The sequence below is a fragment of the Desulfovibrio simplex genome, assembly GCF_055387835.1.
The window spans coordinates 2,906,324-2,918,554 of the sequence record NZ_AP042377.1 but is presented as its reverse complement, the minus strand read 5'-3'; the positions used below and the strand labels follow the sequence as shown (position 1 = coordinate 2,918,554).

Below are 12,231 nucleotides of genomic sequence, written 5' to 3'. Positions count from 1 at the left end.
ATGTCAAGTCCATGTTGAAAACTTTTTTGGAAAAACGTGCGCCAGCCGGCAGAGGCGGCGTGACAATAATTTGACTTTGCCGCCCGCCCGCAACTGGCATGATTCCTGCTTTAGCACAAGCGCAGGTTAGGGGGGCAGTTTTTACCTCGCGGCAGCCACGGACACCGCGGGAAATAAAAGGCCCGTGCAATTGGGAGGCCCGCCCCGGCATTGAGACGTGGCGAAGCCAATTGGTAAAAACCATCATCCGTTCGTTACTCGAACATTGTGCGGCGGCAGTCCGCAAGGAAGCGGGCGCGCGCAAGCGCCGCCGGGCATGCAGAACATTCAAGGAGGAATGTCATGTATATCAATCACAATCAGATGGCCACGCAGGTGGCCAATACGCTGACATCGAATTATGGCAAGCTGTCAACTTCGGTGCAGCGTCTGTCCACGGGGCTGCGCGTCAACTCCGCGGCTGACGACGCCGCCGGCCTCGCCATTCGCGAATTGATGCGTACCGACATCGCCGCTCTGCAGCAGGGTGTGCGTAACGCCAACGACGCCATTTCCCTCATCCAGACCGCTGACGGCGCTCTGAGCGTCATCGACGAAAAGCTCATCCGCATGAAGGAACTGGCCGAACAGGCCGCTACCGGCACCTATGACTCCACCCAGCGTCTGATGATCGACTCGGAGTACCAGGCCATGGCTTCGGAAATCACCCGAATCGCCAATGCCACGGACTTCAACGGCCTCAAGCTGCTTGACGGCAGCCTGTCCAGCGACACGCACAACGGTGCTGGCATGGAAGCGACCGGCAAGATGAAGATCCACTTCGGCACCATGAACGACTCGGCGGAAGACTACTACTACATCCAGATCGGCACGAGCACCGCCTCGGCCCTGGGTGTGGGCAACCAGGCCACCGCTCACAGTGCCACGGCTGACGCCCGTACGGTTTCCACCCAGGAAGCCGCGCAGAAGGCCCTGGTGGGTCTTAATGCCGCAGTGGTCTCCAAGGACAAGATCCGTGCTCACCTTGGCGCATTGCAGAACAGGCTGGAAAACACCATCTCCAACCTCACCACCCAGTCCCAGAACCTGCAGGCTGCCGAATCCCGCATTTCCGACGTGGACGTGGCCACGGAAATGACGTCATTCGTGCGCAACCAGATCCTCACCCAGTCCGCTGTGGCCATGCTTTCGCAGGCCAACAGCATGCCTCAGATGGCCATGAAGCTTATTGGCTAACATGGACCGGCCCAGGCCGGACATGGTTGAGGGCGTGCCCTGGCACGCACACAAATGTCCCCGGAGGGCAACCTCCGGGGATACTTGCGTGCGAAACAGGCCATAGGCCTGGGGCCGCGATGTGCCCGCGCAAAAGAATGTTTTTTGCCCAAGGAGACAGGGCAAGCGTATGCTGAAACTGCTCAGGCGGCTGCTCCGGCGGCTGTCCCGGCGGTTGCTTCGGCAAGACGGACAAAAAATCTTGCGCGTTTATGCCAGGGCCGTCAGATCATATTCCGTATTTTCAACAATATCGCATTCAACCAGGGCGCCGGGTGCAACGCCGGGGCCGCTTACATAGGTGATGCCGTCCACCTCCGGCGCCTGGAGCCACACGCGGCCGCTGTGCAGGCCCGGCCATTCGGGGTGCGGCGCGTCCACAAGCACCTGCATGCGGCTGCCCACATGGGCCGCCAGCAGGCGTTCGCTGATGTCTGCCTGTATGTCCATAAGGGTGTCGCGCCGCCACTGTTTTACCTCGTCAGGGATCTGGTCGGGCAGTGTGGCCGCCAGGGTGCCTTCCTCAGCGTGGTAGGCAAAAACGCCCACATGCTGGAAGGAGCTTTCTTCCACAAAGCGGCACAGGCTTTCAAAATGCTCTTGTGTTTCGCCGGGGTAGCCCACAATAAAGGTGGTGCGCAGCGCCGCCTGCGGCAAAATTTGCCGCACTGTGTCAAGCACCCGCCTGGGATTGCCCGCAAAGGGCCGCCCCATGCGGGAGAGCACATCGGGGTGAGCGTGCTGCAGGGGAATATCCAGGTAGGGCAGGAGCGGCGCTCCGGTATCCCTGATGCACCGCAGCAGGTCAGGGTTTACTCCTGTGGGATAGAGGTACAGGAGGCGCAGCCATGCCAGACCCTCAAGCCCAACCAGTTTTTCCAGCAGGGAGGGGAGGCCGTTTTTATGGCCAAGGTCCGCGCCCCAGGAGGTGAGATCCTGGGCCACCAGCGCCAGCTCGCGCACGCCCTGTCCAAGCAGGGCACTGGCCTCGTCAACTATGTGCTCGGCCGTGAGGGACTTGAGCCCTCCCCTGATGGAAGGAATGGTGCAAAAGGCGCAGTTGTGCCTGCATCCCTCGCCCACCTTGAGCCAGGCGTAGGACGGCCCTGTGGAAAGCAGGCGGCCGCCGCCCGGCACAGTCTCCAGCGGACGCGGCAGGCCAAGGGCATCCGCCACCATGGCCGGCCAGAGCGGCAGAGCCGCCGTGGGCAGCCACAGGTCCACTTCGGGCAGATCCTCGGCCAGACCTTCCGCGCCATAGCGGCCGACCATACAGCCGCCCACGGCCAGCAGGGGCTTTTTTTTACAGGAACCAAGGCGTTGCCCCGCATCCAGAACGGCACGTACGGACTCGCGAATCGCAGGATCGATAAATCCGCAGGTATTGATAAAGACGAGGTCGGCGCGGCCCATGTGTTCCACATGGCTCACGGGCACGCCCAATGAACCCAGCAGGCGCTCGCTGTCCACCCTGTTTTTGGGACACCCCAGGCTCAGTGACCAGACCTTAAGTTTTTTCAGGCTTGTTTTGTATGTCATGTGAGGATTCTACAGATGAGGCGGCGCCTTGTCACCAGTACTGGTTATTTGCATAATGGGAGCCTAAGTGTTAGGCTGTAAGTTAGGAAGTTCTCGCAAGAACGCCATACCTGGGCAGACATGTAAATATGAAAATCAATTTTCTTCAACGCCAACCCGAATTACCTGTCAACAACGCTGGCATGCAGTGCCTTTCCTCCGGTGCAGTGGAAGAGCAGTGTTACTCCAGTGTCTTGCGTAATGTTTACGACGAAATATATCTGCTGGATTTTGAAAGAAATGAAGCTCGCGAGTTGTACAGGGGCAGCGACGTCTTCATGCCGCCGACGGAAGGAGCCTCGCTATCCAACCTGTTTGCCGAAGCAGCGGAAAGTCTTGTTCATCCCGACGACACCGAAGCCATGCTGCGCTTCTGGGACCCTCTGGCCCGGCACGAACTTGAGGCGCAGGGGCAGCCCTTTGCCACCCTTGATATACGCAGAAAATCCCGCAACCAGGAGTACCGCTGGGTGCGGGTCACGGCCTTTCCCGTCCACCAGCCGGGCATGGACCACGGGGTATACCTTGTGTGCGTTCAGGATGTGGACGACCTCAAGCGGGCCTCAAGCATCATCCTTGAAAACGACCTGCTGCAACGCCAGAAGCTCGACAACCTGCGCTACAAGGCGGTGGTCGACCATACGCGGACTCTGGTGTTCGAATGGCGTGACAACGAACTCACCTACATCAGCCCGCGCATTGCCGAACTTTTGGCTGGCGACTACGACGGCCGCATTCCCTTTGACGTCTGGCGCGAGGACAATGTGCTGTACTCCGGCGACAGCACGGCTTTTGACACCTGCCTTTCGCGCCTTGCGCTGGGCATACGCTCCGGCGAGATGACCGTCCGCCTGCGCCGCCGCGACGGGCAGTTCATCTGGTGCAAGGTCACCTATACCTATCTGGCCGACGACACCCCGGGCGAGCGGTACATCGGCACACTCAATGATGTGGACGCCGTGACCCGCACCGAGCAGGCCCTGCGCCTGCGCGCCGAACTCGACCCCCTGACCGGCGCGTACAATACCCAGACGTTTTTTGAAAAGGTTGAAGCCGTACTGCGCGACAACCCGACAGAACCCTATGCGGTTTTGCGGTTTGACGTGGCTGGCTTCAAGGCCATCAACGAGGCATTCGGCCTGGAGGAAGGCAACCGCCTGCTGCGGGCTATCGCCCGCTTGATCCGTCAGCGCCTCAATCCTGAAAAAGAGGCTTTTGCCCGCCTGACCGCCGATGTGTTCGCTGTGTGCATCACCAGCGGCGAAAACAGGATACAGCACTTCATCCATTCGCTTTCAACAAGGCTTGAGCACTATTCCGACACGTTCAGGGTCAAGCTTTTTTTTGGCGTCTGCCCGGTGGAAAACCGCCGCACGCCAGCCCATGTGCTGTGCGACTGGGCGTACCTGGCGCAAAAAACCATCAAGGGCAGCGACCTTACGAACTACGCCTTTTATGACGATGCCCTGCGCGAGCGCCTGCACGGCGAGAGCTATATTACCGACCAGATGTACAGCGCGCTGGAGCAGAAGCAGTTCAGGCTCTATCTGCAGCCCAAGGTTGAGATGTCCAGCGGGCGTATCGTCGGGGCCGAATCACTTGTGCGCTGGCAGCACCCCCAGGACGGACTCATCCTTCCCGGGCGCTTTGTGCCGCTTTTTGAGCGCAACGGCTTTATCGTGCGCATGGATGAATATATCTGGGACCTCACCTGCCAGAACCTGCGCATGTGGCTGGACAAGGGCTACAAGGCCATGCCTGTGTCGGTCAACGTGTCCCGCCTGCATTTCAACGACGGTACGCTGATCGACAAGCTCGTGCAGTTGACGAACAAATATCGCCTGCCACGGCATCTGCTGGAACTGGAACTGACCGAGAGCGCTTTTTTTGATAATGAAAAAGCGCTCATCCAGTGCATGCACGAGCTTCAGAGCAAGGGCTTCGTCTTTTCAATGGATGACTTTGGCACGGGCTACTCCTCACTGAGTTCCCTGCGCGACCTGCCCTTTAACATCGTCAAGCTGGACCGCACCTTCATCAGTGACGGCACCGACAATGAACGCGGGCAGATCGTGGCCCGCAACACCATTGCCCTGGCCAAGGACCTGCAAATGAGAATCGTGGCCGAGGGCGTCGAAACCCTTGACCATGCCCGCTTCCTCATGTCCTGCGGGTGCAACTGCGCCCAGGGCTTCTACTATTCCCAACCACTGGATGAAGCCACGTTTGAGGTCCTGTCCTTTATCCAGGAAAAAGCCTTCTGGGTTGACTCGCTGCTGGACAAGGACGCCCGGGAAAAAGGGCTGCCCCTCAGTGACGAAAACACCTTCTGCGACTTTTAGCTCCCGCCTGTTCCCACTTGCTCCCGCAATCACCAGAGTCATTTCACTCTGATGCTTTGCGGGGGAGGGACCCTTTTGCAAAAGGGTCTCCTTCCCCACGCCCCCTCCCCCTAAAACTCTTATTGTATTTTAGAGCATTGTAACTTTGAAAAAGTGTAAATGCTCTAATGCTGCACGAAAGTGCAGCGCGCCACAACGTGGCGTGGATTCAGCTGAAAATCGCATTTTTCGGCTGAATGAAAACTTTGAAATGTGAAGCATTTCAAAGTTAGTCTGCTCTAATATGGTACGAAGAGCGTTCTGATCTGAAGCGGGGATTCCCGAGGTCGCGTCTTTCAGACATCGCACCATCTCAACGGCAGGTGTGGCCCCCTGGGGGAGGGCTCCCCGCACGGCGCGGCTGTGACGTGCCGCAAGGTGGAGCAGTACAGTGGCGTGTGCCTTCTGCGTGAGTTTGTTCCGGTGATGCAAGGGTGGCATGGGAGGCGTAGCGGCCCGGCGGGCAGCGGCGTCAGGCAGGTGGGGATGGTAAACCAATGAAAAAGAGGAGTCAGCGAACTGACTCCTCTTCAACTTTCTGGCGGAGCGGAAGGGACTTGAACCCTCGGCCTCCGGCGTGACAGGCCGGCGTTATAACCGTCTTAACTACCGCTCCGGATTGTGGTGGTGGGCAGTACAGGACTTGAACCTGTGGCCCCCGCCGTGTGAAGGCGGTGCTCTACCAGCTGAGCTAACTGCCCTCCCGGAGACACGTTTCTATGCAAAAGCCCCCCAAGAGTCAAGAGAAAAGTATGTGGTAAAAAAATTTTTACAAAGAGAAAAAATTATCTAAATGAAATTATTGATAAAATATAAAATTCAGCGTTCACGGCGTGTTCATTGCCTTGCGCCAGAGCGGGCTGAGTGCTAGACCCTCCCTTAGCACTTCTTGAGACTGGCTTCTGTCAGCGGCAATACACGCTGACGGAAAGGCCGGTATGATGGGAGTGACAGCAGCTTTTTTCGAGGCAGTGTAATGAAACCCCTATGGATTCGCCGTCTGGCGGTATTTTTTTTCGGGCTGGCCCTGTTTGCGGCTCCTGCCGCCGAGGCCCGCGTGGTGGATGGCGGCGTCATCATGGACCAGCACATGCGTGAAAACCTGTGCGCGCTGACCTTTGACGATGGCCCCTCCACCAATACCTCACAGTTGCTGGACATGCTGAGTGAATACGGCATACCGGCCACCTTCTTTCTTCTGGGCAAGCAGGCGGAGCGCTACCCTGACCTTGTGCGGCGCATTCTTGCCGAAGGGCATGAGGTGGGCAACCACTCCTACTCGCACCCCAACCTGCGTCTGCTTTCGCCTGCAAACAAGGCATACGAAATTGCCCGCACGGACACCATCCTGCGTTCGCTTGGGGCCAATCCCACCTTTCTGCGGCCTCCGTACGGGTCTTATGACAATTATACCGTGACCGCAGCCGAAGAGCTGGGCCTGAGCATAATGCTCTGGTCGCTGGACAGCCGCGACTGGAAAAGCCTGCCCGCCAACTATGCCGTTTTGCGCAGCACGCGGGGCACAGTGTACGCGCCCGGCACCCTGCGCGGCATTTTTTTGTTTCATGACACGCACAAGCGCACGGTTGACGATCTGCCCCGCATCATTAGCGACCTGCGTGCAGGCGGCTGTCAGCGTTTTGTGACAGTGAGCGATTATCTGGACGGCCTGCTTGACCCTGAGCCTGGCATGTTGATGACCCGCCGTGTGCAGCCTGCCGGTCAGCCGGGCAATATGGGGCCGGACGGACTCACGCCTGAGGCGACGGCCGGCAAATCCGGCAAGCCCCTGGAAGTCAGGGAGAGTTTTCAGGAACTGCCGCCAGAAAGCTATCCGGCTGGCACCGCCGCCCTGCCTCTGGCCCGCACCAGTCGCCCCTGGCAGCCTGAAGACAATGCGGAGGCAGGGGAGGCACAACGGAATGCGGGAGACAATCAGGCCAGCAATGCCGATGGCGGGAAAATCCGGCTCCCTGCGGATCAGCCTTCCGAGCGCCCGCTCCGCGCAGCGCCCCTGGCCCCTGGCCCCAACTCCAGCCTGCCCGCGGGCGGCTCTGCTTCCAGTTCCGACGGCAGCGCAAAATCCTAGACAGTGTCGTCACGAGCGCCTTTTCTGGTATTTCTGCGTGAACTTCACCTTTTATTCCGGTCGAGTGCCATCAGAGTGCACTCCCTGCATAAAAGGCTCGTTCTCCCTGATATAACTGGAAAATTATCTTGAGACGAGACTAGCCAGATTTTACCTTTAAGAAAGGTCAAAAGCGCTAACGAAAATGAACGACCGCCCATTGCAGAGCAATGGGCGGTTTTGTTTTTTCAGGGTTTTTTTGGTGCCATGCCTGGCTGGCGTGCAGGTGTTTGCCGTGAAGGCCCTGCTTGCGGCCCCGTGTGCCGTATTTGGCTGTCCCCTGTAACCGGGTGAAACTCATATAAGAGTTTTAGGGGGAGGGGGTGTGGGGGAGGAGACCCTTTTTCAAAAGGGTCCCTCCCCCACAACGCTTTTCCCCACAAAATTTTCTGCCCCCCTAATCTTCGCCCAGTTCTTCGAGCAGTTCCGCCGAGGGAACGAAAAACAGCGTGCCAGTGGCCGCCGTGCTGAAATCCAGCAGCCGGTCCGTGTTGCCGACGGGCTCGCCGATGAACATGTTTTCAAGCATTTTGCGCGTGGTGGAGAACTTGCCGGCATAGCCGATAAAATAGGTTCCGAACTCGCCCTTGGCGGGATTGGCGAAGGGCATGTTCGCGCGCACGATTTTCAGCTCGTTGCCGTGTTCGTCCTCAATATTGGTAACGGCGTTGTGCGCGTTTTCGGGTTTTTCCTCGTCACTGAGTTCAACATCGTTGAACTTCCGCCTGCCGATGGCTTTTTCCTGCTCTTCGGTCGCAAGGGCGTTCCAGGCGTCCATATCGTGCAGGTACTTTTGCACAAAGGCGTAGCTGCCGCCCGCGAAGTCCGCGTCTTCAGCGCCGATGGCGGCAGCCGCCAGTCGCGCCTCGTCTTCGGGATTTTCAGTGCCGTCAACAAAGCCGATGATGGAGCGTCCGTCGTAATAGCGAAAGCCCTGCACCTCATCTATGGGGTATACCGCCCCTTGCAGCTTTGCGCTGATGATGGAGGCCGCTTCAAGGCAGACATCGAGCCGCGCGGCCCGGATATGGAAGAAAATGTCGCCGGGCGTGGAAACGGCGGTGTGCCTGTCTCCCTTGATTTCCTTGAACACTTCCAGTTCGCCGGGTTTGCCGCGTTGGGGAAAAAGCCTGCTCCAGGCATCCGCGCCGAAGCCCATGATGCAGCTGATGGCCGCTGCTGGCAGACGGGTGCGCATGCTTCTGGCGACGGCGGAGAAATCCGCGCACAGGTCTTTGATTTTTGTGGGCGCGTCTTTAGTGTCGCGCAGGCCAAAAACCATGAAAATGGCGTGTTCGCCTGGTGTATTGGTGACGTCTTGCGGTTTCATATGCAGCCTTTGTGCGTAATTGTAATAAGGTTGTTTTGAAATGTATTTGAAGGCAGCTCACACAGCCGTCAGCATATGGCGAAAGAAAACTGTCCAAGAGGGAGTGGACGTTGGACCGCGAAGGCCGGTCCTGACAGAGCGCTGCGGCTGTCTGGATATAGAGCATTTAACACGTGAAGTGCTCGCTTACGGCAGGCAAAAGCCTGCCTGCTCGCATTTTGTGGCACGAATTTTCAGGGAAATCCTTGCAGAGCAGTTAACTCATTCCATTCGTAACCTGCTCTGCGGGGGGCGCAGGTCCACAGGAACGCGCACGCGCGACCCGGCCTTGTTGGTGAACAGCAGGTGCCCGTGCTCCAGCCCGTAGAGGTAAAGGCGGCGGGTCAGGTCCACATCCATGCGGCAATAGGCCGCTATTTCGTCCATCTTGCCTTCCTTCCACCAGCGCAGGGCTTGCAGGCCGTCGGCGCTCTTGGGCGCTTCAAGGGTGGCCTGGCCCAGGTTGTCCAGCGATATACGGTAGCTCAGCCTGTCCTTGATGCGCTGCAAGATGTCGAGGCTCGGCAGGTTGCGCAGATCAAAGGGCGCAAAGGGGGCGAGCACGGCATAGTCAAAACGCAGGCTGTTGAAGCCCACCACCAGCCCGGATGCCCGCATGCGCTCAAACAGGGCGGGCAACTCGTCCTGCGTGTAGCTGAAAAAATCACCGGCGCGGCTGTCGTAGGCCACGGCCACGCTGACGCCCATGTCGCCAGCCTTGTGCCAGCCCCCCACTTCGGCTGCGGAACGGCGCGTTTCCACGTCAAAAACCACAAAATGCTCTGGCGGAGGCAAGGGTGTGTAACCCAAAAGATCTGTCATGGGGGAACCTCCTTCAGTGCTGGCTGGTGCGGAGTTCACGCCGTGGCCTGCGGCATGGGGGGCAATGCTGCCTGCTCTGGCCGGCGGGGTTTTTGTCGGGCCGTCCACCGGGGCGGGCGCAGGGCCGCTTGCGGGAACGGCGTTGCCTGCGGGAGCGGACAGGCTTGTGAGAGCGGCGGATGCAGGCGCGTTGTGCTGGCTTGCGGCGACATCGGGCCGTGACTGGGGGGCAGCCGTGCCCCCGGCTGCCACAAACTCAAGTTCGGGGCGCGGGGGCGGCGGGCTTATGACCAGTTTTTCGTGCAGCGCATCGCCTTCTGTGCCGGGCGTCAGCAACTGGCGCAGCAGTTCCAGGGCCGCCCGCTTGTCTATGGGGCGGTTGCCCGAGCCGCATTTGGGCGAATGTACGCAGGAGGGGCAGCCGTCCTCGCAGGGGCAGGCTGCCACGGTTTTATAGGTGGCTTCCAGCAGGGCGCGGGCATCGCCAAAGGCTTGGCGCGTCAGGCCGGCGCCGCCGGGCAGGCCGTCGTATATAAAGACGGCGGGCAGCCCCAGTTGGGCGTGCATGGGGGTGGATATGCCGCCAAAATCGTTGCGGTCGGCCATGATGAGCAAGGGCAGCATGCCGATGGCGGCATGCTCCAGCGCGTGGATGCCGCCCATAAAGTGCATGAAATTGTCTTCCATCTCCGCGCGGATGTTGTCGGGAATGACAAACCACAGGCCCTCTGTTTCGAAAACCTGCGGGGGGGCGTCCAGGGGCGTGATGGTCAGCAGGCGGTTGCCCGAGGTGGAGCGCTTCTCATAGCCCGTGACGGTGTCGATAATGCGCAGGCGGCCCCGGCACACCAGCGCGCGGCCCAGAGACATGCGCACGGTTTCTTCAAGAATGTCCGTGGATTTCTGGCCGCGTGTGCGGGTAAACCAGCCGACCTTGGCCTCCTTGGCCATGATGCGGGCGCGGGCCGGGTCCATGTCGTCAATGATGTAGCTGCGTCCCCTGTGCAGGTAGACAGCGCCGGGATGCGTTTCGCGCCAGGCGCGAAAGCCGTCCACAGAGCCGATGATGTGGCCCTGCTCGTCTTCAATGCTGAAGGTCTGCCCTGTGCCGCGCAGATCCACGTGCCGCTGGGGACGCTTGCGCGAGGCCATGAGCTGGCTGCCGTCCGCCGATTGCAGCAGCAGGCCCTGGGCGTTGAGCTGGCGGGCGGCGGTCAGGGCGGCGGCGTTCGCCAGCATGGGCTCGCCGGGGCGCAGGGGCATTTCGGCGGCGGCGCATTCCAGATGCCGGGCCAGGATGACTTCGTTGTCCGGGTTGACCACGGCCTTTTCCGGCGGGCGGCTGAAAAAGTCTTCGGGATTTCGGGCAAAGTACTGGTCCAGCGCGTCCTCGCCCGCCACAATGATCACGGCGGATTCCTGCTGCGCCCGGCCCACACGGCCGCCTCGCTGCAAGGTGGCCATGACCGTGCCGGGATAGCCCACCAGAATGCAGACATCCAGCCCGCCGATGTCGATGCCCAGTTCAAGGGCGCTGGTGCTGACCACGGCCAGCAGGTCGCCGCTGGCCATGCGCGATTCGATGCTGCGGCGCTCCTCGGGCAGAAAACCCGCACGGTAGGCGGAAATGCGGCTGGCAAAGGAACCGGACTGCCCGGCCCACAGGCTGATAAGCTCGGTCATGCGGCGCGAACGGCAGTAAACAATGGTGCGCAGGTTGCGCGCCAGGGCCGCCTTGAGCAGATCGATGGCCGCCGTGGCCGGGCTCTGCTCCGGGTTGAGAAAGACAAAATGGCGTGGGCCTTGCGGCGCGCCGGATTTGTCGATGACAACGGGCGGCGGCGCGGCGGCATTTGCGGGCTGCGCGGTAATGGCGGACGGCCCGCTGGCTGAATTGTCTGTCAGCGTGTTCTCGTCCGCAGCGGGATATGCCGTGCCGGTGAGCGCGGCCCCAAGTTCGCCGGGGTTGCCCACGGTGGCGGTGCACAGCACATAGACGGGCTTTGCGCCGTAGCGTCCGGCTAGCCGGTTGAGCCGCCGGAAGACCTGCGCCATGTGCGCGCCGAACACGCCGCGATAGGTGTGGGCTTCGTCCACCACCACGTGGGTGAGGCCCGCCAGAAAGGCGGCCCACTGCTCGTGGTGGGGCAGGATGCCCAGGTGCAGCATTTCGGGATTGCTGATGAGCACCGCGGGCGGATCGCGTCGGATTTTGCGCCGGAAGTGGTCCGTGGTGTCGCCGTCATACAGGGCGGCGGCGGGGCGGGCGTCCTTGGGCCATGTGGCTGTGAGGGCGTTGAAGGCGGCAAGCTGATCCTGCGCCAGGGCCTTGAGCGGAAAAAGATAGAGGGCGCGTGCGTCGGGGTCGCGCAAATGGCGCTCCAGCACAGGCAGATTGTAGATGAGGCTTTTGCCGCTGGCCGTGGGCGTGGCCGCCACAATGGAGTGCCCCGCGCGGATATGGTCAGTGGCCAGCGCCTGATGGCTGTACAGTCCGGGTATGCCGCGCTGCTCAAGGATGCGGCTGATGGCCGTGGGCCAGGGCAGGCGTGTCTGGGCGTACTGCGGCTCGGCAGCGGGCAGCAGGCGATGGCAGGTAACTTGCCCGCCAAGCTTTTCAGACGCCAGCAGGGCGGCAATATAGGAACCGACAGACATTTACGCTTCCATGCAGGGGA

Annotated in this window: 6 protein-coding genes and 2 tRNA genes; 3 read left to right on the top strand and 5 right to left on the bottom strand. The window is 60.4% G+C overall.

All coding sequences use genetic code 11. The features are described 5' to 3' along the window. The first annotated feature begins 342 nt into the window (after positions 1-342). Positions 343-1,236: a flagellin N-terminal helical domain-containing protein gene (locus ACZ5DH_RS11975; protein ID WP_464254492.1), complete on the top strand. Its 894-nt coding sequence runs from the start codon at positions 343-345 to the stop codon at positions 1,234-1,236. Between the two features lie 249 nt (positions 1,237-1,485). On the opposite strand, the gene rimO is transcribed toward ACZ5DH_RS11975, so the two are convergent. Next, on the bottom strand, positions 1,486-2,814 hold the full coding sequence (gene rimO, locus ACZ5DH_RS11970; RefSeq protein ID WP_464254491.1) for a 30S ribosomal protein S12 methylthiotransferase RimO: 1,329 nt from the start codon (positions 2,812-2,814) through the stop codon (positions 1,486-1,488). A 128-nt stretch (positions 2,815-2,942) separates the two neighbouring features. Here rimO and ACZ5DH_RS11965 point away from each other — a divergent pair, with 128 nt between their 5' ends. Further along, the gene (locus tag ACZ5DH_RS11965) at positions 2,943-5,195 is read left to right on the top strand and encodes a putative bifunctional diguanylate cyclase/phosphodiesterase (RefSeq protein ID WP_464254490.1); all 2,253 of its coding nucleotides are present in this window, start codon (positions 2,943-2,945) and stop codon (positions 5,193-5,195) included. Between the two features lie 578 nt (positions 5,196-5,773). On the opposite strand, the gene ACZ5DH_RS11960 is transcribed toward ACZ5DH_RS11965, so the two are convergent. Beyond that, a tRNA-Asp gene (locus ACZ5DH_RS11960) sits at positions 5,774-5,850 on the bottom strand. 9 nt (positions 5,851-5,859) lie between these two features. After that, positions 5,860-5,935, bottom strand: a tRNA-Val gene (locus ACZ5DH_RS11955). Positions 5,936-6,210: 275 nt separating this feature from the next. On the opposite strand from ACZ5DH_RS11955, the gene ACZ5DH_RS11950 reads away from it, so the two are divergent. Beyond that, complete coding sequence (locus ACZ5DH_RS11950) at positions 6,211-7,323, top strand: polysaccharide deacetylase family protein (RefSeq protein ID WP_464254489.1); 1,113 nt, start codon at positions 6,211-6,213, stop codon at positions 7,321-7,323. A gap of 436 nt (positions 7,324-7,759) precedes the next feature. Here the strand turns inward: ACZ5DH_RS11950 and ACZ5DH_RS11945 are convergent, their stop codons facing one another. Then, positions 7,760-8,692: a Dyp-type peroxidase gene (locus tag ACZ5DH_RS11945; protein WP_464254488.1), complete on the bottom strand. Its 933-nt coding sequence runs from the start codon at positions 8,690-8,692 to the stop codon at positions 7,760-7,762. Between the two features lie 261 nt (positions 8,693-8,953). Beyond that, positions 8,954-12,211, bottom strand: coding sequence for a DEAD/DEAH box helicase (locus ACZ5DH_RS11940; protein ID WP_464254487.1), 3,258 nt, complete (start codon positions 12,209-12,211; stop codon positions 8,954-8,956). Positions 12,212-12,231: the final 20 nt, after the last annotated feature.

Coding starts and splice junctions, on each gene's coding strand:
- ACZ5DH_RS11975 (WP_464254492.1), top strand. CDS start 343: ATGTATATCAATCACAATCAGATGGCCACGCAGGTGGCCAATACGCTG.
- rimO (WP_464254491.1), bottom strand. CDS start 2,814: ATGACATACAAAACAAGCCTGAAAAAACTTAAGGTCTGGTCACTGAGC.
- ACZ5DH_RS11965 (WP_464254490.1), top strand. CDS start 2,943: ATGAAAATCAATTTTCTTCAACGCCAACCCGAATTACCTGTCAACAAC.
- ACZ5DH_RS11950 (WP_464254489.1), top strand. CDS start 6,211: ATGAAACCCCTATGGATTCGCCGTCTGGCGGTATTTTTTTTCGGGCTG.
- ACZ5DH_RS11945 (WP_464254488.1), bottom strand. CDS start 8,692: ATGAAACCGCAAGACGTCACCAATACACCAGGCGAACACGCCATTTTC.
- ACZ5DH_RS11940 (WP_464254487.1), bottom strand. CDS start 12,211: ATGTCTGTCGGTTCCTATATTGCCGCCCTGCTGGCGTCTGAAAAGCTT.